Source organism: Microbacterium ginsengiterrae (assembly GCF_014205075.1).
Taxonomy (GTDB): Bacteria; Actinomycetota; Actinomycetes; order Actinomycetales; family Microbacteriaceae; genus Microbacterium; species Microbacterium ginsengiterrae.
Window position 1 is genome coordinate 528,154 of the sequence record NZ_JACHMU010000001.1, and the last position, 23,539, is coordinate 551,692.

The 23,539-nt window shown below is 68.6% G+C and carries 22 protein-coding genes and 3 tRNA genes; 7 read left to right on the plus strand and 18 right to left on the minus strand.

From position 1 onward, the window contains the following. Positions 1-60 precede the first annotated feature (60 nt). Positions 61-720, plus strand: coding sequence for a fasciclin domain-containing protein (locus HD600_RS02690; protein ID WP_184281402.1), 660 nt, complete (start codon positions 61-63; stop codon positions 718-720). A 111-nt stretch (positions 721-831) separates the two neighbouring features. Next, positions 832-904 (plus strand) — tRNA-Lys (locus HD600_RS02695). A gap of 33 nt (positions 905-937) precedes the next feature. Here the strand turns inward: HD600_RS02695 and HD600_RS02700 are convergent. The 12 genes from HD600_RS02700 to HD600_RS02755 form a co-directional block, all read right to left on the minus strand. Next, positions 938-1,591, minus strand: coding sequence for an IMPACT family protein (locus HD600_RS02700; RefSeq protein ID WP_184281404.1), 654 nt, complete (start codon positions 1,589-1,591; stop codon positions 938-940). Positions 1,592-1,601: 10 nt separating this feature from the next. Further along, positions 1,602-2,153 (minus strand): DUF1697 domain-containing protein, encoded by a 552-nt coding sequence (locus HD600_RS02705; protein ID WP_184281406.1) that lies wholly within the window; start codon positions 2,151-2,153, stop codon positions 1,602-1,604. A gap of 70 nt (positions 2,154-2,223) precedes the next feature. Beyond that, positions 2,224-2,295, minus strand: a tRNA-Thr gene (locus HD600_RS02710). Positions 2,296-2,355: 60 nt separating this feature from the next. Next, complete coding sequence (locus HD600_RS02715) at positions 2,356-3,921, minus strand: alpha/beta hydrolase (RefSeq protein WP_338402273.1); 1,566 nt, start codon at positions 3,919-3,921, stop codon at positions 2,356-2,358. Continuing rightward, positions 3,918-5,072 (minus strand): DNA polymerase III subunit delta', encoded by a 1,155-nt coding sequence (locus HD600_RS02720; protein ID WP_144797626.1) that lies wholly within the window; start codon positions 5,070-5,072, stop codon positions 3,918-3,920. Before HD600_RS02720 ends, HD600_RS02715 begins: the two co-directional genes overlap by 4 nt. A gap of 50 nt (positions 5,073-5,122) precedes the next feature. Next, positions 5,123-5,749 carry a dTMP kinase gene (gene tmk, locus HD600_RS02725; protein WP_184281407.1) on the minus strand — a complete coding sequence of 209 codons (627 nt, stop codon included), beginning with the start codon at positions 5,747-5,749 and terminating at the stop codon, positions 5,123-5,125. Next, positions 5,746-8,553: a type I DNA topoisomerase gene (gene topA, locus HD600_RS02730; RefSeq protein WP_184281409.1), complete on the minus strand. Its 2,808-nt coding sequence runs from the start codon at positions 8,551-8,553 to the stop codon at positions 5,746-5,748. The genes tmk and topA overlap by 4 nt, the downstream gene beginning before the upstream one ends. 88 nt (positions 8,554-8,641) lie before the next feature. Next, complete coding sequence (locus HD600_RS02735) at positions 8,642-8,971, minus strand: Rv3654c family TadE-like protein (RefSeq protein ID WP_144797619.1); 330 nt, start codon at positions 8,969-8,971, stop codon at positions 8,642-8,644. Further along, a complete protein-coding gene (locus tag HD600_RS02740; RefSeq protein WP_338402274.1) occupies positions 8,971-9,318 on the minus strand; it encodes a TadE family type IV pilus minor pilin in 348 nt (115 codons plus the stop codon). The genes HD600_RS02735 and HD600_RS02740 overlap by 1 nt, the downstream gene beginning before the upstream one ends. A 4-nt stretch (positions 9,319-9,322) precedes the next feature. Then, on the minus strand, positions 9,323-9,520 hold the full coding sequence (locus HD600_RS02745) for a DUF4244 domain-containing protein (RefSeq protein ID WP_144797615.1): 198 nt from the start codon (positions 9,518-9,520) through the stop codon (positions 9,323-9,325). A 26-nt stretch (positions 9,521-9,546) separates the two neighbouring features. Next, entirely contained in the window at positions 9,547-10,446 is a 900-nt protein-coding gene (locus tag HD600_RS02750) for a type II secretion system F family protein (RefSeq protein ID WP_184281411.1), read from the minus strand. Beyond that, positions 10,440-11,441, minus strand: coding sequence for a TadA family conjugal transfer-associated ATPase (locus tag HD600_RS02755; RefSeq protein WP_144797613.1), 1,002 nt, complete (start codon positions 11,439-11,441; stop codon positions 10,440-10,442). The genes HD600_RS02750 and HD600_RS02755 overlap by 7 nt, the downstream gene beginning before the upstream one ends. Before the next feature lie 359 nt (positions 11,442-11,800). Here HD600_RS02755 and acs point away from each other — a divergent pair, with 359 nt between their 5' ends. Next, entirely contained in the window at positions 11,801-13,765 is a 1,965-nt protein-coding gene (acs, locus tag HD600_RS02760) for an acetate--CoA ligase (RefSeq protein WP_184281413.1), read from the plus strand. A gap of 70 nt (positions 13,766-13,835) precedes the next feature. On the opposite strand, the gene HD600_RS02765 is transcribed toward acs, so the two are convergent. Both HD600_RS02765 and sp36 read right to left on the minus strand, forming a co-directional pair. Beyond that, a complete protein-coding gene (locus HD600_RS02765; RefSeq protein WP_144797609.1) occupies positions 13,836-14,294 on the minus strand; it encodes a RidA family protein in 459 nt (152 codons plus the stop codon). Continuing rightward, positions 14,291-14,518, minus strand: a complete 228-nt coding sequence (gene sp36 / locus HD600_RS02770) for a Sp36 family protein (RefSeq protein ID WP_144797607.1) — start codon at positions 14,516-14,518, stop codon at positions 14,291-14,293. The genes HD600_RS02765 and sp36 overlap by 4 nt, the downstream gene beginning before the upstream one ends. Positions 14,519-14,609: 91 nt before the next feature. On the opposite strand from sp36, the gene HD600_RS02775 reads away from it, so the two are divergent. The 4 genes from HD600_RS02775 to HD600_RS02790 all read left to right on the plus strand — a co-directional run bounded on the left by HD600_RS02775 (position 14,610) and on the right by HD600_RS02790 (position 19,096). After that, the gene (locus HD600_RS02775) at positions 14,610-17,183 is read left to right on the plus strand and encodes a transglycosylase domain-containing protein (RefSeq protein WP_206706070.1); all 2,574 of its coding nucleotides are present in this window, start codon (positions 14,610-14,612) and stop codon (positions 17,181-17,183) included. Then, positions 17,180-18,124, plus strand: coding sequence for a metallophosphoesterase (locus HD600_RS02780; RefSeq protein ID WP_144797603.1), 945 nt, complete (start codon positions 17,180-17,182; stop codon positions 18,122-18,124). Before HD600_RS02775 ends, HD600_RS02780 begins: the two co-directional genes overlap by 4 nt. Before the next feature lie 61 nt (positions 18,125-18,185). Next, a tRNA-Pro gene (locus HD600_RS02785) sits at positions 18,186-18,259 on the plus strand. 54 nt (positions 18,260-18,313) lie between these two features. Then, the gene (locus HD600_RS02790) at positions 18,314-19,096 is read left to right on the plus strand and encodes an HAD-IIB family hydrolase (protein WP_184281415.1); all 783 of its coding nucleotides are present in this window, start codon (positions 18,314-18,316) and stop codon (positions 19,094-19,096) included. 48 nt (positions 19,097-19,144) lie between these two features. Here HD600_RS02790 and HD600_RS02795 read toward each other — a convergent pair whose 3' ends face one another. The 4 genes from HD600_RS02795 to HD600_RS02810 form a co-directional block, all read right to left on the minus strand. Beyond that, positions 19,145-20,380 (minus strand): alpha-hydroxy acid oxidase, encoded by a 1,236-nt coding sequence (locus HD600_RS02795; protein WP_144797600.1) that lies wholly within the window; start codon positions 20,378-20,380, stop codon positions 19,145-19,147. A 10-nt stretch (positions 20,381-20,390) separates the two neighbouring features. Then, on the minus strand, positions 20,391-21,098 hold the full coding sequence (locus tag HD600_RS02800) for a FadR/GntR family transcriptional regulator (protein WP_144797598.1): 708 nt from the start codon (positions 21,096-21,098) through the stop codon (positions 20,391-20,393). A gap of 64 nt (positions 21,099-21,162) precedes the next feature. Continuing rightward, positions 21,163-21,816, minus strand: coding sequence for a thymidine kinase (locus HD600_RS02805; RefSeq protein WP_184281417.1), 654 nt, complete (start codon positions 21,814-21,816; stop codon positions 21,163-21,165). 9 nt (positions 21,817-21,825) lie between these two features. Next, on the minus strand, positions 21,826-23,295 hold the full coding sequence (locus HD600_RS02810; RefSeq protein WP_184281418.1) for a malate:quinone oxidoreductase: 1,470 nt from the start codon (positions 23,293-23,295) through the stop codon (positions 21,826-21,828). Positions 23,296-23,539: the final 244 nt, after the last annotated feature.

The following is a 23,539-nucleotide window of genomic DNA, read 5'->3' on the forward strand; positions in this document are numbered from 1 at the left end:
GGGCTCCGAAGAATCCTCGACGCCGCGGGAATATCGCGGGTCTTGCACCTGGAGGTAGACATGTTCAGCACCAAGAAGAAGATGACCGCAGCACTGTCGCTCGGATTCGCCAGCGTTCTCGTGCTGGCGGGTTGCTCGATGAGCGATGACACGGCCGACGAGCCCATGGAGGAGCCGGCGATGCCGGAGACCTCGGAGGCGGCCCCCGACACCATGGACCCCGCGGCCAACCTCGTCGGCCCCGGTTGTGAGGCCTATGCAGAAGAGGTCCCGGACGGCGCCGGCTCGATCATGGGCATGTCTCAGGACCCCGTGGCCGTCGCGGCGTCCAACAACCCGCTGCTGACGACGCTCGTCTCGGCTGTGAGCGGCCAGCTGAACCCCGATGTCGACCTCGTCGACACTCTCAACGGCGATGAGTTCACCGTGTTCGCCCCGGTCGACGAGGCTTTCGCGATGATCGACGTCGACACGATCGAGACGCTGAAGACGGATTCCGACCTGCTCACGTCGATCCTCACCTACCACGTCGTCCCCGGTCAGATCGAGCCGGCCGACATCGCCGGTATGCACATGACCGTGCAGGGCGGCGAGGTCGAGGTCACCGGCGAGGGCGACATGTGGATGGTCAACGACGCCAACGTGATCTGCGGTGGCGTGCAGACGGCCAACGCGACCGTGTACCTGATCGACTCGGTCCTCATGCCCCCGGCTGAGTAAGCCGGTTCCGGTGCCGAGAGGGGGAGCTCGGCGCCGAGTGGGAGGCGGCGTGGCCGTCGGCGAAGGTTGTGACGCCGGCGGCCACGCTCGTTCGTTCTAGACTGGTGTCGAGGGCCTCTAGCTCAGTTGGCAGAGCATCGGACTTTTAATCCGCGGGTCGTGGGTTCGAGCCCCACGGGGCCCACCCAGAGCACGGCATATTCCCTATAGGGGTCGATCAGCCGCGCGGCACGGCGAGGACGCGCTCCACACCGGTCGGCTCCGCACGGACGGCGCCGGCGGACGCGGCCGCGAGTTCCGCGGTGAGCTGCGACACGTCCTCGGGCGAGACCCACAGCGTGAAGACGACGCGGCTGCCGTATGCCGGCGCATCGAGCACGGCATCCCGCCCGCGCACCCAGTCCCTCAGCAGATTCTCGAACCGCCCCGCCTCGGCGTGCGCGCACGCCATCTCGACACCGGAGAGCAGCCGCCGGTCGACGAGCGCCGCATGATCCAGCGCCTCGGACACGGCGGACGAGTATGCCCGCACCAGACCACCGGCACCGAGCTTGACGCCCCCGAAGTACCGCGTCACGACCGCGACGAGGTCGGTGAGCTCACGTCGCTTGATGACCTCGAGCATCGGCACCCCGGCCGTCCCTGAGGGTTCTCCGTCGTCGGAGGAGCGGGCCCGCTCACCCCAGGGCCCCGTGACCTGCGCCGAGCAGTTGTGCCGGGCATCCCACGCGCGACGACGAACGGCGGCGATCACGGCATCCGCCTCCTCCGCGGAGGAGACAGGGGCGACGTGTGCGATGAACCGCGATCTCTTGATCACGATCTCGTGGTCGACGGCGTGCGCGATCGTGGCTCGTCGGGGCGCGGTCATCACTGCGAGTCTACGAGGCGGTGAGGTCCGCGAGTCGTCGCGTCGTCCGAAGGTTCCGCGCGGTCCCCGGGACGCCGAGCGCGCGGTCCAGCACAGCTTTGGTGAGCTTCGTCGCATGGACGCCCTCGCTGCTGTACCGGATCCACAGGTCGCGGCCGACGAGCGCGAGCGCCTCCCCCGGGACCAGTCGGGACTCGAGCGTCTCGAGGGCGCCCTTTGAAGGCACCGCCTCGAGGAACATCGCGTGCACGAGCTTCTCCTCCCCCGATGGGAACGGAAGCGATGCCAGCCCCGCGACGAGTTCGTCATGCGTCCGCGCGATCACGGATGTGTCCACGCCGAACTCCTCGGCGACCACGGCGCGAACACGGGCGCATGCGGCGGCGTGATCGCGCGGCGACCGACACAGGATGTTCCCGCTGGCGATGTACGTCGACACGTCCTCGAGGTCGGTCTCGGACTCGAGCACCTCGCGCAGCCGCGCCATCGGCACGCGGTTGCGTCCGCTGACGTTCACTGCGCGCAGGAGCAGGGCGCTGCGGCGGGATGGTGCACTGCTCATGGGTTCGAGGATACGGGCCGAACGGAACAGGAACGGCCCCGCGATGTCGACGTCATCGCGGGGCCGGCTGAGCCCCGAGTCAGGATTGAACTGACGGCCTTCCCATTACGAGTGGGATGCTCTACCACTGAGCTATCGGGGCGTGACCCGAGGTGTCGGGCACGAGAGTCGATATTACCCTGTCCGTGCCGTCACTGCGAAATCACTCGCAGGTCACGTCCGCCTCGGGGACCGCGCCGTCGAGGAAGAAGGCCACCACGGCGTCGTCCACACAGAGGTTGCCCTTGTTGTATCCCGTGTGCCCCTCGCCGACGCGGGTGATGAGGACGCCCTCGTCGAGCTGCTCGGCCAGCGAGACCGACCACTCGTACGGTGTCGCCGGGTCGTTGGTCGTCCCGACGACGAGGATCGGTCCTGCCCCCTCGGCGTGGATCTCACCACGCGCACCGGTGGGCGGGTATGGCCACACCTCGCAGGAATCGGGTCCGCTCCAGTACGGCGCGACCGTCGGGGCGCCGTCGGCGATCTTCGCCTCGGCGGCGTCCTCGGCTGCCTCGTCGTCCTCCACGGGGTAGTCCATGCAGTTGTATGCGCGGAACGCCTCACTGGAGTTGTCGAGGTACACGCCATCCTCGCGCGCGTTGTACGCGTCGGCGAGGTAGAACGCCACGCTCGGGTCGCCCTGCAGCGCCGCGTCGAGGCCCTGGGTGAGCACGGACCAGGTGTCCTGGGAGTACAGCGTGACGATGATCGCCGTCATCAGCGAGTCGGCGCCCAGCATCCGACCGTCGCCGTTCTCCAGCGGCGTGCGGTCGACGGCGGCCAGCAGCGCACCGAGATCGGCCATCGCCTCGTCGACCGTGCCGTTGAAGGGGCAGGAGCCGGAGTCGAGGCAGTTCTGCATGTATGCGCGCAGCGCTGACTCGAAGCCGAGCGCCTGCGTGGTCCCGACCTCAAGCCCGGAGACTGCCGGGTCGATGGCACCGTCGAGCACGAGACGGCCGGCCTTCTCGGGGTACAGCTCCGCGTAGGTGGCGCCGAGGAACGTGCCGTACGAGTAGCCGAGGTAGTTCAGTTGCGAGTCGCCGAGGACGGCGCGGATGAGGTCCATGTCCCTCGCTGAGTTCACGGTGGTGATGAACGGCAGGATGCCGTCACTGTTCGCCTCGCAGGCGTCGGCGAACTCCTGGTTCCGCTGGGTGAGCTCGTCCTCCCACTCCGTCGTCCCTCGGGGCGCGGCCGGGATGTCGTAGAGATAGGCGTCCATACCGGCGGCGTCGAAGCACCGCACCGCAGTGGAGTCGCCGACGCCACGGGGGTCGAAGCCGATCACGTCGTAGTTCTGGAGCAGGTCGTCGCCGACGGCGTAGGTCATGCTGTCGAGGATGAAGTCGCGCCCGCTGCCGCCTGGGCCGCCGGGGTTCGTCAGCAACGAGCCCATCGGCGCACCAGGAGCCTGGTGACGGACGACCGAGAGCTCGATCTCACCGTCGGCGGGGTTCTCCCAGTCCAGCGGCGCTGTGACGTACGTGCAGTCGAAGCTCGCTCCACCACGCTCGCAGGAAGTCCACTCGAGCGTCTGATCGTAGAACGGCAGGAGATCGGCGGAGACGCCGTCGGTGTCGGGCGCGTTGGTCGATGAGGGGCGGGGCTCCTGCCCCTCGGGGATGACGGCGTACAGGCATCCGCTGAGCATCATGGCCGCAGCGGCCAGCCCTGCGGCGATGGTCGTGATCCGGCGCAGGCGGGACGTCTGTCGAGTGTTCACGGTTTCCTCCCGCTCGCGACGGTCACGAGCAAACTCTCCAGAGCCAGCGTCGGTGCGACGTTGCGCTCCAGTGCCTCTCTGGTCTCGGCAAGATGATCGAGCACGACCAGCGTACGTTCCACGGGCCAGGCGGCGGCGAGCCCGTCGAGTTCGGCGCGCAGTTCGCGGTTGATGAGATCGTCGCCCCGACCGTACTGCAGCATCATCACATCGCGGAACATCGACTGCAGGTCGGTGAGCACCCGGTCGATGCCGTCCCGGAGGCTCCGCGTCGCGCGCTTCTTCTGATCGTCTTCCAGAGCGGAGATCTGCGCACGCAGCGCGGGCGGCACCGCCTGCCCCTCCGCGATGCCGACGGTGCGCAGCAGCGAGGCGCGTTCGGCGGCATCGCGTTCCGCCGTGAGCGACTTCGCATCGTCGGTGGCGGCCTGGATGATCTCGCCGGCGACCTCCACGGCGGAGCCCACTCCGCGTACGGACAGTACCGAGCGGAGCGTGGCGTCCCTGCGGCGCCTGGCCGATTCATCCGTCGCCAGGCGCTGCGCCATGCCGATGTGTCGTTGCGCATGGCGTGCCGCCTGCTCCGCGACCGCCGGGTCGGCGCCGGTGCGTTCGACGATCAGCCGCGCGACGTCGTGGACGTCCGGTTCCCTCAGGCGCAGCGGTCGGACCCTGGAGCGGATGGTGGGGAGCAGATCGGCCTCGCTCGGGGCACACAGGACCCAGACCGTCTTCTCCGGTGGTTCCTCGAGAGCCTTGAGCAGGACGTTGGAGGTGCGCTCCACCATCCGATCGGCGTCCTCCACCACGATGACCCGGTATCTCCCCGCCGACGGGGAGAAGTACGAGCGCTCGACGAGGGCGCGGGCCTCTTTGATGGTGATGATCACCTTGTCGGTGCGCAGGGCCGTCACGTCGGGATGCGTCCCGGCCAGCACCTGCCGCATGGTCTGCTCGTCTTCCGGCCCCTCGGCGATCAGCGCTGCAGCGAAGGCGTAGGCGAGCGTGGAACGTCCAGATCCTGGTGGGCCCGTGATGAGCCATGCGTGCGAGAGCGACGCAGGGTCGGAGGCGGCCGAACGCAGCGCCTCGACCGCGGCATCCTGCCCCCATACGTCCGTCCACGGGAACGGGGCGAGAGTCGCGGTCATGATCTCAGCCTAATCGTCGCAGCCGACACGACCGCAGAGCGGCGGCGAGGTCACAGGAGCGAGGCGACGCGGTCCCTTGCCGCCGCGGCGATCTCCTCCGCCGGCGCTGCGGCGTCCAGGATGAGGAATCGCTCAGGCGCGCCATCGGCAAGGGCGAGGTAGGCCCGCCGCACACGCGTGTGGAAGTCGAGTTTCTCCGCCTCCAGGCGGTCGAACGGCTTGTCCGCCGAGTCGAGCCGTGCGCGGGCGACGGAGGGGTCGAGATCGAGCAGCAGCGTCAGATCCGGCAGCGCGCCGTCGGTCGCCCACAGGGAGAGGTCGCGGATCTCCGTCGCGTCGAGGACGCGCCCCGCCCCCTGGTAGGCGACGGAGGAGTCGAGGTAACGATCCTGCAGGACGACCTCGCCACGCTCGAGCGCCGGTCGGACCACCGTCGCCACGTGATGCGCGCGATCGGCCGCGTACAGCAGCGCTTCCGCACGAGGGGCGATGTCTCCTCGGTGGTGCAGGACGATGTCGCGGATGAGTTGCCCCACCTCGCTGCCGCCGGGTTCGCGCGTACGCAGCACCGTATGCCCCTGGTCGATCAACCAGCGCTCGAGGAGCTCCGCCTGCGTCGTCTTCCCCGAGCCGTCGCCACCCTCGAGGGTGATCCAGACACCGGAGCGTGAGGTCACGCCTCCGCCTGCTTCTTCTTGGCAGCGCGCGTCGCGGCGGCCTTCTTGGCTGCTGCCGATCGTGCCGCCGCCTTCTCGGCATCGGTCTTCGGCTTCGCCGCGGCCGTCTTCTTGGCAGGTGCCTTCGTCGCAGCGGCCTTCTTGGCCGGAGCCTTCTTGGCTCCACGCTTGGGAGCCGGTCCCTTCGCGCGCTTGTCGGCGAGCATCTGGACGGCGATCTCGAAGGTGATGTCCTCCGGCTTCTGACCGCGCGGGATGGTGACGTTGGTCTCGCCATCGGTGACGTAGGGGCCGAAGCGGCCGTCGCGCACCCGGATCGGCTTGCCGCTGACCGGGTCGGCGTCGAACTCGGCGAGCGCGCTGGAGGCTCGGCGCGAACCGGCGCCGTACTTGGGCTGCTTGTAGATCTCGAGCGCCTGTTCCAGCGTCACGTCGAAGATCTGCTGCTCGCTCTCGAGCGACCGCGAGTCCGTGCCCTTCTTCAGGTACGGACCGTATCGACCGTTCTGCGCCGTGATCTCGTCGCCGGTCTCCGGGTCGGTACCGACGACTCGCGGAAGGCTCAGCAGTGCCAGGGCGGTGTCGAGGTCGATCGTGTCGACCGACATCGAGCGGAACAGCGAGCCGGTGCGGGGCTTGGGTGCGTCCTTCTTCGCCGTCTTCTTCTTCGGTGCCTCGACGACCTCGCCGGTCGCACCGTCGACGACGGCGTCGTCCTCCGGCAGGTTCTCCTGCACGTAAGGACCGTAGCGGCCGTCCTTGACGACGATGATGCGGCCGTTCTCCGGGTTCTCGCCCAGCACACGATCGCCGGCGACGGGCGCATCGATGAGTTCCTGTGCCTTCTCGGGCGTCAGTTCGTCGGGGGCGAGGTCTTCCGGCACGTTGACGATCCGGCCCCGCTCATCGGGCTTGCTCGGGTCGATGACCTCGAGGTACGGACCGTACTTGCCGAAGCGGAGGACGGCGTTGTCGGTGATGCGGGTCGAGTTCAGAGCCCGCGCGTCGATCTCGCCGAGGTTGTCGACGACCTGACGCAGTCCGACGTGATCCTCGGAGCCGAAGTAGAACGAGTGCAGCCATTCGACGCGCTTCTGCTCGCCGCGGGCGATCGCGTCGAGGTCGTCCTCGAGCGCAGCGGTGAAGTCGTAGTCGATGAGGTCGGAGAAGTGCTCCTCGAGCAGCCGCACCACGCTGAAGGCCATCCAGGTCGGTACGAGCGCCTGGCCGCGCTTGGTCGCGTAGCCGCGGTCGATCACGGTGCCGATGATGCTGGCGAAGGTCGACGGGCGGCCGATGCCGTGCTCTTCGAGGGCCTTCACCAGCGATGCCTCGGTGTAGCGGGGCTTCGGGTTGGTCTTGTGCCCCTTGGCCTCGGCATCCGACATCGTGAGTCGGTCGCCGACGGCGACGGCCGGAAGCGACTGGTTCGAGTCGGCGTCGGCGTCGCGCTTCTCGTCCTTGCCCTCTTCGTAGGCGTCGAGGAAGCCCTTGAACGTGTAGACCGTGCCCGATGCGGTGAACTCCGCATTCCGGCCGTCCGCGTCGACCGAGATGGTCACGGTGGTGGTCTCGTACTTGGCGTCGGCCATCTGGCTGGCGACGGTGCGCTTCCAGATGAGGTCGTACAGCCGGAGCTCTTCCTTGTCGAGCTCACCGGCGACGGAGGCGGGCTTGCGGAAGTTCTCCCCCGACGGGCGGATCGCCTCGTGCGCCTCCTGGGCGTTCTTGCTCTTGGACTTGTAGACGCGGGGCTTCAGCGGCACCGCGCTGTCGCCGTACAGGGCGACGGCCTGGCTGCGCGCGGCCTGCACGGCCTGCGTGCTCAGCGCGACCGAGTCCGTACGCATATAGGTGATGAAACCCTTCTCGTACAGGCGCTGTGCAACGCTCATCGCCTGCTTCGCACTCATCGAGAGCTTGCGTCCTGCCTCCTGCTGGAGGGTGGAGGTGGTGAACGGGGCGTACGGGCTGCGTGTTCCCGGCTTCGCTTCGACCTTCGTGACGGCTCCCGCCGCCGCGGCGTCCACGGCGTGGGCGAGGGCGGTGGCATCCTCCTCGGAGAGGACGACGACGGCCTTCTTGAGCTTTCCGGTGTCGTCGAAGTCCGTGCCGCGGGCGAGCTGCCCTCCGTCGACGCGCACGAGGCGCACGCGGAAGGAGGATCCGCTGGCGGCGGATGCCTCGACATCCCAGTAGTCGGCGGAGACGAACGCCATTCGCTCGCGCTCCCGCTCGACGATCATGCGGGTGGCGGCGGACTGCACGCGTCCTGCGGACAGGCCGGTCTTGACCTTGTACCAGAGCACGGGTGAGACGTCCCAGCCGTACAGACGGTCGAGGATGCGACGGGTCTCCTGCGCGTCGACGAGCGCGAGGTCGAGTTCGCGGGTGTTGCCGACGGCGGCCTGGATGGCGTCCTTGGTGATCTCGTGGAACACCATCCGCTTGACGGGCACCTTGGGCTTGAGCGTCTCGAGGAGGTGCCATGCGATGGCCTCACCCTCGCGGTCCTCATCAGTGGCGAGGAGGACTTCGTCGGCGTTCTTGAGGGCGCGCTTGAGCTCGGCGACGGTCTTCGTCTTGCGATCCGACACCACGTAGTACGGGTCGAAGCCGTTGTCGATGTCGATCGAGTACTTCCCGTATGCCTCCTTGTCGGCGGCAGGGATGTCCTTCTTGTCCGCGAGGTCGCGGATGTGACCGACGGAGCTGAGCACCTCGTAGTCGTCGCCGAGGTACCCCTGGATCGACCGCATCTTCGTCGGGGACTCGACGATGACGAGCTTCTTGCCTTCAGCCAAGGGTGCGTCCTTTCTTCGAAGCACACCATACACACCACTCTCATGGCGTGTTCACAGCGGAGCCGTGAGTGATTCGGGAGCGCTGCCGTCATGATCCCTCGGGTGGCCCTGCTCGGGCGCGGGACGCGGCAGCAAGACCAGAGTACGCCGCCTGCACCTGCACGGTCACCATGAGTCCGTCGACCGCGCATTCGACGAGGGTCGCCCGAGAGGCCGCCGCGACCCTGGCGGCGAGCGCACAGGGCTCGTCGTCCGTCACGATCGCTCCCGATGCGGCGTCGGCTGCGGCGAGCGCTGCGGCGTCGGCAGCACCGGCGGCTCGCTGAGCCGTGACCGCCGCCCCGCCCACGGCGGCCAGACCGATGGCGAGGGCACCCGCCACCGAGAGGACAGCCGCCGAGAGCGCCGTGCCCGCCATCACAGGCCTCCGTCGAGCGCGCAGCTCGTCGCGGTCAGCGGGATGCTGATCAACCGCCCGATCTGCGCGTCGATCCGCCCGGTCACGCAGACGAGATCGCCACGGCTCCCCCGCTCGACACGTGCATCGGCGGCGGCCGCCGCGACGGCCGCATGTGCCCTCGCCTCGCTCTCGCCGCGGCCGAGGAGCCTGGCGGCGTCGGCGACGGCATCCTGCAGGGACACCAGCCGCGCCGCCGCCCCGAGCGCCCCGGCTCCCAGCAGCAGCGTCAACGCCACTGCGGGGAGCGCGAGCGCGAGTTCCGCGGCCACCGAGCCGCGTTGGTCGCCGCGCATCGTCGAGATCACGCCGTCACGAGACCGTCAACGCGCGGCGCACGAGGTCGGTGAGGATGCCGCGCACCTCATCCGACCGCATGATGACGACGAGAAGCCCGGCGAATGCGACCGCAGCCATGGTCGTGATGGCGTATTCTGCCGTCGCCGCCCCGGACTCGTCGGCGAACAGCGAGGCCGCACGTCTTGTCGTGAGTGTGGGAATGGTGTCCATCTGTTCCTTCTTTCTTAAGTGCTGCGTCAGATCGGCAGCGGGGTCGAGGTGAGTACGGAGAGGATCAACGGCGCGACGCCCAGCAGCAGGAACGCCGGAAGCGTGCACACGCCGAGCGGGACGAGCAGTTGGGACGACAGCTTCGCCGCGCGCATCCGCCCGGTCACCCTGGCGTCGTGACGCTCCTGCGCCGCTGCGGCCCTGAGCAGCTCTCCGGCCGGCACTCCCGCCGCCCTGGACAGCTCGAGCACCTGTGCGGTGCGCCCGCTGTGCAGGCGGTCGTGCGACGAGGCGTCCTCCACGATGCGGAGCGAGCGCGAGATGGACGCCCCGCCGCTCAGGGCGACGGCCATGAGGTCGGCGTGCATCCCCGGGCTGCCCGGGTCGGGCTGTGCGCGTCTCAGCAGCCGCCGCGTCCACACGCGCGCGCCGAGCACCAGCAGGAGTCCGGCGATCAGGCACCCGATGCCGATCGGATTGCCCAGGAGCACGCCGACCGTGTCGAATCCCAGCGCGAACCCGAGCAGGAGGCCTGCCAACGGCATCCACAGCAGGAGGCGCGCGGTGCCCGCCGGCTCGGCGAGGGCGATGCGCACGTCGTCAGCCGCCGACGCGGCATCCTGCATCGTCTCAGCGAGGGAGCGCAGCATCTCGGCCAGGGGCGCACCGACGGTGGAGGCGACGTCCCACGCGGCTGCGACGTCGCCCCATGCCCCGCCCTCGGCCTCGATCGCCTCCGTGAGCGGCAGTCCGCCGTCGCATCGCGCGACGACGGACTGCGCGATGAGGTCACCGGAGTCGGCGAGGTGCCGCCAGGCACGAAGCGGCGCGGCTCCTGCCTGCAGCAGCACGGCGAGCGTGCGCACCGAGGCCGCAGCGGACGCAGCTCCTGGGCTGTCGTGCGAGCGACGGAGAAGACTCACCACGGTTCGTACTCCTCGATGTCGAGACGATCTCCGCGCAGCCGAAAGCGTCCGGCGTGCGCGAGGCGGCGGACGCCGTCGGTGCCGCGCTCGAGGTGGAGGACGACCGTGAAGGCGCTGACGGCCTGCCGCGCGAGGGCGACGGCATCCATCCCGGCGAGCGCGCCGAGCGCCTCGAGACGCGCGGGGACGTCGGCGAGGCTGCTGGCGTGCAGGGTGCCTGCGCCACCGTCGTGCCCGGTGTTCAGCGCAGACAGCAGTTCCCTGACCTCCTCGCCCCTGCACTCCCCGACGATCAGTCGGTCCGGCCGCATCCGCAACGATTCCCTCACCAGTCTCGCGAGCGTGATGGAACCGGCGCCCTCCAGGTTCGACTGACGCGACTCCAGCGCGACATGATGCGGGTGATCGGGGTGGAGCTCCGCGACATCCTCGATCGTCACGATCCGTTCGGTGGCGGGGACCGCGTGCAGGAGCGCCGCCAGGAGTGTCGTCTTGCCGGTGCCGGTGCCGCCGGTGATGAGGATGTTCGCGCGGGCGGTGACGAGTTGTTGCAACCACGCTCGTCGCCGCGCGTCGAACGCCGCCAGCGCGGCCAGAGCATCCAGGTCGGCGACCCCTGCGCGCGGGATGCGCACCGAGACGGCAGTCCCGGACGCCGACACCGGCGACAGCACGGCGTGCACGCGGATCCCGGAGGCCAGCCGGACGTCCACACACGGCGCCTGGTCATCAAGATGGCGCCCGCCTGCCCCGATCAGGGCGACGGCGAGATCGCGCACCTCCTTCTCGGATGCCGACCACCCCTGGACACGCTCCGCGCCCTCGCCGCGGTCGATGAAGAGCCCGTCCGCGCCGTTGACGAACAGGTCGGTGACGAGCGGGTCGGTGCAGTGGGCGGCCAGCGGTCCGAGGGCGGCGTCCACCTCCGACGGAAGCGTCGCTCCCCCGTGCACGGCGGAGTCCGCGCGTGGCTGGATGACGAACGGCTGCGGCATGCCACGACGCTAGGGACGAGGGCATGCGGGGCGAGGGGCGCAGGCGCACCCTGTGCGCAACAACCGCGGATTCGCGACCAGTGCAGAGGGCGCTGCATCCCGCGTGCAGAACGGAGAAGGGCGGCACCTCACGGGGGGAATGAGGTGCCGCCCGAAGACGCGCCGGAATCGGGGAGATCGGGCGCGTCAGGGCCGGAATGGGATTCGGCTGTCGTCGAGTGTACGTCTCTGAAGAGCCCGTACAAAACCCGCCACGCTACCCACTTTCGACGGTACTGACGACAATGGGGGAAGGCTAGGTTCGCAATGTCAGCATCGTGCCGCGTGCACGACCGTCCCGCCGCAAAGGAGCGCGTGCCATGAGCAGCCAGATCGACCACCTCCTCGACGAGACCCGGCAGTTCCCGCCCTCCGCGGAATTCGCCGATGCCGCTCTCGCCAGCCCCGAGCTGTATGAGCGGGCCTCGGCTGATCGCGAGGGCTTCTGGGCGGAGCAGGCGCGTGAGCTGCACTGGCACAAGCCCTTCACCCGGGTTCTGGACTGGTCGGCACCGCCTTTCGCGAAATGGTTCGACGACGGCGAGCTCAACGTCGCGTACAACTGTCTCGACCGGCACGTCGAAGCAGGCAACGGCGACCGCGTGGCACTGCTGTGGGAGGGCGAGCCTGGCGATGAGCGGCGCATCACCTACGCCGAACTCACCGATGAGGTGAAGCGGGTCGCGAACGTCCTCGAGGGCCTCGGCGTCGGCACGGGCGACCGAGTGGCCATCTACCTGCCCATGATCCCCGAGGCCGTCGCCTCGATGCTCGCGGTCGCCCGCCTCGGCGCGATCCACTCCGTCGTGTTCGGCGGGTTCAGCGCCGACAGTCTGCGCTCCCGCATCGACGACGCCGGCGCCAAGGTGGTCATCACCGCCGACGGCGGCTACCGCAAGGGCCGGGTCTCCCCGCTCAAGCCGGCCGTCGACCAGGCTCTCGCCGATCGCGGCGACGGCGAGCAGCAGACCGTCGAGCACGTCCTCGTGGTCCGCCGCGGCGAGAACGACGTCGACTGGGTCGAAGGACGCGACCTGTGGTGGCACGATGTCGTGCCGTCGGCCTCATCCGATCACGAGGCGCAGGCGTTCCCGGCGGAGAACCCGCTGTTCATCCTCTACACATCCGGGACGACCGGCAAGCCGAAGGGCATCCTGCACACCTCGGGCGGGTACCTCACCCAGGCCGCGTACACCCACCGGAACGTCTTCGACCTCAAGCCCGATACCGACGTCTTCTGGTGCACGGCAGACATCGGCTGGATCACCGGTCACACCTACGTCACCTACGGGCCTCTCGCGAACGGCGCAACGCAGGTGATGTACGAGGGGACGCCGGATGCCCCGCATCCCGGCCGCTGGTGGGAGATCATCCAGAAGTACGGTGTGAGCATCTTCTATACGGCGCCGACGGCGATCCGTTCGTTCATGAAGACCGGTCGCGCCATCCCGCAGAAGTTCGACCTGTCGTCGATCAGGCTGCTCGGTTCGGTGGGCGAGCCCATCAACCCCGAGGCATGGATGTGGTACCGCGAGGTCATCGGCGGGAACACAGCGCCGATCGTCGACACCTGGTGGCAGACCGAGACGGGCGCGATCATGGTCTCCGCGCTCCCCGGTGTCACCGCCACGAAGCCGGGTTCCGCGCAGGTCCCGCTCCCCGGCATCTCCATCGACGTCGTGGATGACGCCGGCGTCGAGGTCGGCAACGGCAACGGCGGCCTCCTCGTGATCACCGAGCCGTGGCCCAGCATGCTGCGCGGCATCTGGGGCGACCCTGAGCGGTACAAGGAGACCTACTGGGAGAAGTTCGAGGAGCAGGGCTACTACTTCGCCGGCGACGGCGCGCGTCTCGACGCGGATGGCGACCTCTGGCTGCTGGGACGGGTCGACGACGTCATGAACGTCTCGGGGCACCGGCTGTCCACCGCGGAGATCGAGTCCTCCCTGGTCGCGCACGAATCCACCGCCGAGGCCGCCGTCGTCGGAGCATCCGACGAGACCACCGGCCAGGCGGTCGTCGCCTTCGTCATCATCAAGGAGAGCTACCTCGCCGCGCACGAACCGGCCGGACTCGCCGCCCAGCTGCGCAGCTGGGTCGGTGAGCAGATCGGCGCGATCGCGCGTCCCAGGGACGTCTACATCGTCGGAGAACTGCCCAAGACCCGTTCCGGGAAGATCATGCGCCGCCTCCTGCGCGATGTGGCCGAAGGCCGAGAGGTCGGCGACACGACGACACTCGCCGACACCGCCGTCATGAGCATCATCTCCTCGCAGGTGAAGTAGGCACCCGCTGCACGACGAGGCCCCGCCGCATCCGAGAGGATGGGACGGGGCCTCGTCGATGAACGGCGGGTCAGGCGAGGAGGAAGGTGACCTCGACCTCGACCGGGCTGTCCAACGGCAGGGAAGCGACGCCGACGGCGGCACGCGCGTGGCGGCCTGCGTCGCCGAAGATCTCGCCGAGCACTTCGCTCGCGCCGTTGATGACGGCCGGCTGGCCGGTGAAGGACGGGGCGCATGCCACGAAGCCCCCCACGCGCAGCACACCCGCGATGCGGTCGAGGCCGCCCGCGGCAGCGGCTGCCGCGGCGAGCGCGTTCAGTGCGCAGGTCCTGGCGTACGTCGCGGCATCCTCCGGTGTGACCTCCGCGCCGACCTTGCCCGTCGCGGGAAGGGCGCCGGAGGCGAACGGAAGCTGGCCGGAGGTGTACACGAGACCGCCGTGGACGACGGCGGGCACGTACGCGGCCACGGGGGCTGCGACGTCGGGAAGCTCGATGCCGAGCTCCTGCAGGCGGGTGGCGATGCTCATGCCGCACCGCCGTTCTCGAACTGGCGGGCAGCCTGTTCCGCGGCGGCGAGCCCTGCGCTGTTGGAGCCGTCGCTCGAGACGGGGCGCTTGAAGTAGGCCACGAGGCCACCCTCCGGACCCTGCACCACCTGCACCAGCTCCCAGCCCTGCTTGCCCCAGTTGTTGAGGATCGCGGCGGTGTTGTGGATCAGCAGCGGGGTGGTCAGATACTCCCACGTCGTCATGGCACTCCTGGTCGTCATTGCGGACGGCGGCGACGATCGGCACGCCGAGCGTCAAAGCCGGTATTCAGGGAACTCCCCTACGATCTAGCGTATGCCTCAGAAGAATCGCACGGCGACAGGCGTGCTCGGCGGACTCCTCGGTCTGGTCGGGCTCAGCGTGGTCGCGGGGATCCTCGTGACTGCCACCGTCACCCCGGCGCTCGCCGTCGCGGGCGCCGCCGGCTCGCAGGCTCTCGACCTGTTCGAGAAGCTGCCGTCCTACCTGAAGATCGACGCTCCGATGGAGCCGAGCACGCTCTACGTCACCGGGAAAGACGGCAAGCCGACCAAGATGGCGGCGTTCTACGATCAGAATCGCATCCCGGTCTCGTTCGACCAGATCAACCCTGCGATGTACGACGCGATCCTGTCCAGCGAGGACAAGGACTTCTACGAGCACGGTGGTGTCAACATCGGCGCCACTGCCAAGGCGCTGATCGACAACCTCCAGGGGACGTCCTCCCGCGGCGCCTCGACGATCAGCCAGCAGTACGTGAAGAACGTGCTCGTGCAGCAGTGCGAGCAGGGCGTCCTGCCGGGCGAAGAGGACTACAGCGACAAGATCACCCAGTGCTGGCTCGATGCCACGAACGCCACCGGCGCCGACGGCATCGAGCGCAAGCTGCAGGAGATGCGCTACGCGATCCAGATCGAGAAGGACTACTCGAAGAACGAGATCCTCCTCGGATATCTGAACATCGCGAGCTTCGGTGGGACCGTCTACGGCATCGAGGCCGCGGCGAACTACTACTTCGGCGTCAAGGCCGCCGATCTCTCGGTCGCACAGGCGGCGACGCTCGCCGGCATCGTGCAGAACCCGAACACGTACCGCATCGACCTGCCGGGCGGGACGATGACCGGCAACGACGGCGAGGCCGTCAACTCGGCGGATGACGGGTACAGCCTCACGCTGAAGCGCCGAGACTACGTGCTGGGCCGCATGCTCACCGACGGCAAGATCACGCAGGAGCAGTTCGACGAGGCGAACGAATCGCCCATCGCACCGGACATCCACCAGCCGTCTCAGGGTTGCACCGCCTCGGGCGACAACGCCTACTTCTGCCAGTACGCGAAGACGGTCATCCTCAGCGATCCCGCGTTCGGCGAGACGCCGCAGGAGCGCACCAAGGCGCTGTACCGCGACGGCCTGAAGATCTACACGACGCTCGACATGCGTCTTCAGCGTCCTGCCATCGACGCGATGAACAGCCGCATCCCGCCGAACTACGACAACCAGTACTTCGGCGGCGCCGGCGTCACCATCGAGCCCGGCAGCGGTCGGATCCTGGCGATGACGCAGAACACGAAGTTCCGCGAGACCGCCAGCGACGATCAGGCGTACACGAGCCTCGTCTTCGCGTCGGACCGGGATCATGGCGGCTCCTCCGGGATGCCGGTGGGCTCGGCATACAAGCTCTTCACCCTCGTGAACTGGCTCGAGACGGGTCACTCCGTGAACGAGAGCATCAACGGTCGCAACCAGACCTTGAAGATGACCGCGTCGTGCACCGGGTCCTCCTGGGATTTCGACACGAGCGACGTCGGCAACTTCGGTCGAGTCGGCGGATACACCGGGACGCCCATGTCCTTCACCCGTGACTCGCTGAACTCCGGATACTTCGCCATGGCGTCCCGCCTCGACCTCTGCGACATCAACGGCGTCGCAGACCGGATGGGCGTGACCCTCGGCAACGGCAAGAAGACCACGGAGGAGAACGTTCCGTTCGACGTGCTGGGTTCGAAGTACATCGCACCGTTGGACATGGCCGGGGCCTACGCCACGGTCGCAAACAAGGGCGTCTACTGCGAGCCCAAGGCGATCGACAAGATCGTGAACCAGAAGGGTGAGGAACTTCCCATCCCCGACACGAAGTGCACCCAGGTGATCACGCCCGAGGTCGCGTCGACGGCCGCGTACGCGCTGCAGGGCGTCATGGCGCAGGGCGGCACCGGTGCGCAGGCGAACACCTGGGACGGCACGCCGCTTCTCGGCAAGACCGGTTCGCACAACGAGTACGGCACGATGATGATCGAGTCGAGCACCAAGGCGACGACCGCCGTCTACGTCGGCCGCTGGCAGGGTACGGCGGACATCTGGGGGCAGTGGTACAACGGCACGGAACTGCAGAACATCCGCTACGGCATCGCCCGCGACATGCAGGCTGCCGCGAACGCTCTGCTCGGTGGCGGCGATCCCTTCCCGGAGCCGGACCAGAAGCTGACCCGTCCCGTGTACGTGGACCTGCCGAGCGTTGTCGGGATGTCGGTGGGTGACGCGACGAGCACCCTCGAGAGCCGCGGCTTCGGTGTGAGCGTGGGCTCACCGGTCGACAGCGACCTGCCCGAGGGCACTGTCGCCACCCAGGACCCGGGTGCCGGCCAGGTCAGCGGCGGTACGACCGTCACGATCTCGCCGAGTTCGGGCAAGCCTCCGACGGTGAAGATCCCCAACGTCGTCGGCTCCACGTACGCGGAGGCCACGCAGGCGATCGAGGGCGCCGGATTCTCCATCGACGGCAAGGAGTGCTCGGACGACTCCATCGTGGCGGCGCAGAACCCTGGACCTCGTGAGGCCAAGGCCGGCTCGAAGGTCACGGTCAACTGCGTCGGCGGCGGCGAAGATTGAGCAGGCGCAGCACTGCACACCCGGCCCTCATCGCGCTCGGCGCGGTGGGGGCCGTCGGTGTGGCATGCGCCGTGTGGGGCGTCGGGATCGAGCGGCACCTGTACACCGTGCGCGAGGTGTCCGCAGCGGCACTCCCGCCCGGCACCGCACCGCTGCGCGTGCTGCACGTCTCCGACGCGCACATGGCACCGTGGCAGCGCAGGAAGCAGGACTGGCTCGCCTCGCTCGCCGACCTGCAGCCCGACCTCGTCGTCAACACCGGTGACAACCTCGGCCACCGCGACGGACTCGTCGGCATCCGCCGCGCGTTCGAACCCTTCGCGGGGACTCCCGGGGTGTTCGTCCACGGCTCGAACGACGTCCATGGCCCGACCCCGCGCAACCCGCTGCGCTACTTCGCCGGACCGTCGAAACGGAAGATCACAGTTGAGAAGCTCGACACCGACGCACTCGACCGGTTCCTCGGCGAGGATCTCGGATGGGCCGATCTCAACAACCGCGCCGCCACCGTCCGCGTCGGAGACCGCGACGTGGACTTCTTCGGAGTGAGCGACGCGCACCGCGACTGGGACGACCTCGACGTGCTCCCTGAGGCCATCGCCGGCCTCGGCACGAGAGAAGCCTCCCGTCCGCTGCTCGGTGTCACGCACGCCCCCTACCAGCGCGTGCTGAACAGGTTCACCGACCTCGGTGCCGACGCCCTCTTCGGCGGGCACACGCATGGCGGCCAGGTGTGTCTGCCGTTCTTCGGCACGCTGGTGGCCAACTGCGACATCCCGCTGTCGCAGGCGAAGGGACTGAGCACGTGGACGCACGGCGGGCGCAGCGTCCCGCTCAACGTCAGCGCCGGCTGCGGCCATTCCATCTACGCGCCGGTGAGATTCGCCTGCCGCCCGGAGGCGACACTGCTGACTCTGACCGCTCGCGACACGCCCGCATGAGTGCGACCGGGTCCCGATTCGGCGCCGCCCGCGTTTCGAGGTAGACTCGAACGGTTGCAAACGGGGTGTGGCGCAGCTTGGTAGCGCGCTTCGTTCGGGACGAAGAGGCCGCAGGTTCAAATCCTGTCACCCCGACGTTTGCAAGAAGGTCGCCCTCCGGGGCGGCCTTCTTCATATCCTGGAGAGATCATGACTGCACCTCGCCTGGTCGCCTTCGACCTCGACGACACGCTCGCCCCTTCCAAGAGTGCCATCGACCCGCGCATCGCGTCGCAGCTGCGCAGCCTGCTGCGCCTGGTCGACGTCGCGATCATCTCCGGAGGCAACGAGGACCAGTTCCGCTCGCAGGTGGTCGACAGGCTCGGCGATGCGGATGCCGCGGAGCTGTCCCGCCTGCACCTGCTGCCCACGTGCGGCACGCGCTATCTCCGTCACGACGGGTCCGACTTCGTCGCGATCTACGCCCACGATCTCTCCGAGGAGGAGAAGACGTCGGCGCTTCGTGCGCTGCGCGAGGAGGCCGAGCGCCTCGGCCTCTGGGAGGCGGACCCGTGGGGCGAGATCCTCGAGGACCGCGGTTCGCAGATCACCTTCTCCGCTCTGGGACAGCAGGCCCCCGGCACAGCCAAGCACGCCTGGGACCCGGACGGCGCCAAGCGCCTGACCCTCCGCGACGCCGTCGCCGCCCGTCTCCCCGGGCTCGAGGTGCGAGCGGGCGGTTCGACGTCCATCGACATCACCCGCGCAGGCATCGACAAGGCCTACGGCATGACGTCCCTCGCGGAGCACACCGGCATCCCTCTTGCGGACATGCTGTTCTTCGGCGATCGTCTGGACGAGGGGGGCAACGACTATCCCGTCCTCGCTCTCGGCGTGCGCTCGATCGCCGTGACGAGCTGGGAGGACACCGCCGATCAGCTCGACCTGCTGCTGCCGACGTTGCAGCCGCAGTTGGGCGCACGCACCTCGTGACCCTCCTCCCGCGCGCCGCAGCCGGTCCGGCCGCGACGCGCGGACGGATCAGCGCGCCACAGGGACGAGGCGCTGCAGCTGCGTGACGTGTCCGGGCTCCAGCTCGGCCAACGAAGCGACCCCGAGCAGGCGCATGGTCCGCTCGATCTCCGTGCGGAGGATCGCGATCGTCCTGTCGACACCCTGGCGGCCTCCCGCCATGAGCCCGTACAGGTACGCCCGGCCGATCAGGGTGAAGTCGGCGCCGAGCGCCACCGAGGCGACGATGTCGGCACCGTTCATGATGCCGGTGTCGACCATGACCGTGAAGTCGTCGCCGACGGCCTCGCGGACGGAGGGCAGCAGGTGGAACGGGATCGGCGCGCGGTCGAGCTGGCGCCCGCCGTGGTTCGACAGGACGATGCCGTCCACGCCCTCGTCCTTCAGGCGCACCGCGTCCTCGACGTTCTGCACGCCCTTGATGACGATCTTGCCCGGCCACAGGTCGCGGATCACCGCGAGGTCGTCGTAGCTGATCGTAGGATCCATCGCCGCATCCAGCAGTTCGCCGACCGTGCCGCCGGTCGAGCTCAGCGACGCGAACTCGAGCTTCGGAGTCGTGAGGAAGTCGAACCACCACCACGGCCTGGGGATCGCGTTGATGATCGTTCCCAGCGTCAGCTGCGGAGGGATGCTGAAGCCGTTGCGCTTGTCGCGCAGGCGAGCCCCCGCGACCGGGGTGTCCACCGTGAAGTGCAGCGTGTCGAACCCGGCGGCCGCGGCCCGACGGGTCAGTTCGTACGAGATCTCGCGGTCGCGCATGACGTACAGCTGGAACCAGTTGCGCCCGTGCGGGTTCGCCGCCTTGACACCCTCGATCGAGGTCGTGCCGAGCGTCGACAGCGTGAAGGGGATGCCGGCGGCTGCTGCCGCGCCGGCACCGGCGACCTCACCCTCCGTCTGCATGAGCCGGGTGAACCCGGTCGGCGCGATGCCGAACGGCAGCGCGCTCGGGCCGCCGAGGATCTCGACGGACGTGTCGACGTCAGGGGCGGGCTTGAGGATGCCGGGGTGGAACTCCACGTCCTCGAACGCCTGCCGCGCGCGGGCGAGCGAAACCTCCCCCTCCGCCGATCCGTCGGTGTAGTCGAAGGCGGCCTTGGGCGTGCGGCGCTTGGCGATCATCCGCAGGTCGGCGATCGTGAGCGCACTCTCCAGACGCCGCTTTCGTCCGTTCAGCTCTGGCTTTTTGAACTTCATCAGTTCGAACAGCTCCGCGGGCTTGGGCAGCTGACGCGTGACCATGGCGTTCCTCTCAGTCGTGGTCGCCGGGCGTGAGCCCGGCGGCGGTGTAATAGCCGGTGATGTGATCGTGGACGAGTGTGCGCGCGGCATCCGCATCGCCCTCATCGATCGCTGCGACGATCTCGCGGTGCTCGGCGCGCAGGCGCGCCGCCATGGCGTCCCAGTCGTCGATCTGCGCGGAGCCTGCGAACACGTACGACTCGATGGCTGTTCGCAGACCGGCCATCGTCGCAGTGATGACGGTGTTGCCGCTGGATTCGGCCAGCGCGAGGTGCAGGCGTGCGTCCAGTGCGAGGAACTCCCCCGCCGTGAGGCCGGGAGTGTCCATGGCGTCGAGGATGCGGTGGGCGTCAGTCAGGTCGCGGCCGGGCTGCTCGGCGAGCGACGCCGCCACGGCCTCCTCCAGGACGAGCCTGGTGCGAACGACGTCGCCGAGGGGAAAGCCCTGCGCGGCCACCTGGAGCCGCATCAGGGCCGAAAGGCCCCCGGAGGGTGTGGCGATGACGATCGCTCCGGCGGACGGTCCTGACCCCGTCGACGTGCGGATGAGACCGAGGACCTCGAGGACACGGAACGCCTCACGGACGCTGGAGCGGCCGACGCCGAGCTCTGACGCGAGATCACGTTCTGAGGGGAGCCGGTCTCCCGGGCCGAGGCGCGCGTCGAGAAGGTCGCGTTCGATGTGATCGAGCACGAGCTGCCAAGCGCGTTCCGCCATGCGTCCTCCTGTGGTCTGACCACAGAGTATCCCCTGTGGTCTGACCACGCAAGACGGCAGCCGATCAGCCCAGGCGCCCGCCGGACTCCTCGAGGTAGCAGTGACCGCACAGCGACTCGTACGTGACGACGTCAGCGGGGGCCACGCTCAACGCCCCTTCATCGATCGCGACCTGATCGCCGTCGAACACGAACCGGCCGTTGATCACGCGGCCGTTGAAGACCGCCTTGCGTCCGCACCGGCAGATCGTCTTGAGCTCCTCAAGCGAGTGCGCGATGGCGAGCAGGCGAGCAGAGCCCGGGAAGGCATGGGTCAAGAAGTCGTTGCGGATGCCGTAGGCCATCACCGGGATGCCGTCGACCACCGCGATGCGGAACAGATCGTCGATCTGGGCAGGGGTGAGGAACTGCGCCTCGTCGACGAGGAGGCAAGCCACATCGATCGGGTCCGCGGGGATCAGCCCTTCGGCACTGCGCCGTCGCATCCGCTCGCGTTCCGCGCCGAACAGCGCGCGCGCATCCCCGTCCTGCGGGATGAGGAAGTCGACCTCGCGGGTGACACCAAGGCGGCTCTCGATCTGAGTCGCACCCTTGGTGTCGATCTCAGGCTTGGCCAGCAGCACGTGCTGGCCGCGCTCCTCGTAGTTGTACGCGGCCTGCAGCAGTGCCGTGGACTTGCCGGAGTTCATCGCCCCGTAGCGGAAGTAGAGCTTCGCCACGGCGACGGGTCACCTCGAGATGTTCAGTGCGGCAGCCGTGGCGGTCATCGCCTTCTCCGCAGCGTCGGGATCGCCGTTCAACGACTGACCGTACGTCGGGATGAGCTCGCGCAGCGTCGGCTCCCAGCCGGCGTACTGCTCGGGGAAGCACTTCTTCAGCAGGCCGAGCATGATCGGCACAGCCGTCGATGCGCCGGGAGATGCGCCGAGGAGACCGGCGATCGAGCCGTCGGCCGCGGAGACGACCTCCGTGCCGAACTGCAGGACGCCGCCCTTCTTCGCATCCTTCTTCATCACCTGCGCGCGCTGACCGGCCTGGATCAGAGTCCAGTCCTCGTCCTTCGCGGTCGGCATGAATGTGCGGAGGCTGTCGACCTTCTTGGCGTGCGTCTTGACCAGCTCGCCGAGCAGGTAGGTGATCAGGTCCGGGTTCGCGAACGCCACCCGGAGCATGGGCCACAGGTTGTGGGCACGCACCTGGGAGACGATGTCGAGCATCGACCCGTTCTTGAGGAACTTCGGGCTGAAGGTCGCGAACGGACCGAACATCAGCGACGCCTCACCGTCGACGACACGGGTGTCCAGGTGCGGCACCGACATCGGCGGCGCACCCACGGAGGCCTGCGAGTACACCTTCGCCTTGTGCTGGGCGACGACGGCGGGATTCGTGGTCTTCAGGAACTGACCGCCGATCGGGAAGACGCCGTAGCCCTTGATCTCGGGGATCCCGGAGCGCTGGAGCAGCTTCAGCGCCCAGCCTCCGGCACCGACGAAGACGAACTTCGCGTTGACCCGGTCTGGCGTACGGCCGAGGCTGTTGCGGAAGGTGACCTGCCAGCTGCCGTCCTTCTGCTTCTTGAGCGAGCGCACCTCGTGGTTGGTGAGCAACTGGAAGCCGTCACCCTGCAGGTGGTCGAAGAGCTGGTGGGTGAGGGCGCCGAAGTCGACGTCGGTGCCCGCGGGCACACGCGTCGCCGCGAAGGGCTCCCCCTTGCGGCGCTTCTGCATGAGCAGCGGTGCCCACTGGTTGATGACGCGGGAGTCCTCGCTGTACTCGATGCCCTCGAACAGCGGCTGCTCCTTGAGCACCTCGTAGCGCTCCTTGAGGTACGCGACATCCTTCTCGCCACGGACGAAGGTCATGTGCGGCGTCGAGTTGATGAAGGTCGACGGGGCATCGAGGACACCCTTGTCGACGAGCGACGACCAGAACTGGCGGCTCTGCTGGAACTGCTCGTTGATGGCGATCGCCTTGGCCGGGTCCAGCGGACCGCCGGTCTGCGGCATGTAGTTCAGCTCGCAGAGGGCCGCATGGCCGGTGCCCGCGTTGTTCCACGGGTTCGAGCTTTCCTGGGCCACATCGGACAGCCGCTCGAAGGCGACGATCTTCCAGTCCGGCTGCAGTTCGCGCAGCAGAGTGCCCAGGGTGGCGCTCATGATGCCACCACCGATGAGGACGACGTCGACGGATTCAGTCACCCGTCCATCCTAGTTCGCTTGCGGGCATGCCCCGACCGGAGCATCGGCATCCGGCATCCGGCATCCGGCATCCGGCATCCGGCATCCGGCATCCGGCATCCGGCCCGCACGCTTGCAGGGCCGAAGCACGGATGCAGGGCGACACGCCGCCGCGGCGCCCTGCAGGCGTGCGCGGGCCCTGCATCCGTGCGCGAAGACCGACCGTGAACCGGAGTCCGGTGCGACGTGCGCGCCGCGACGAACC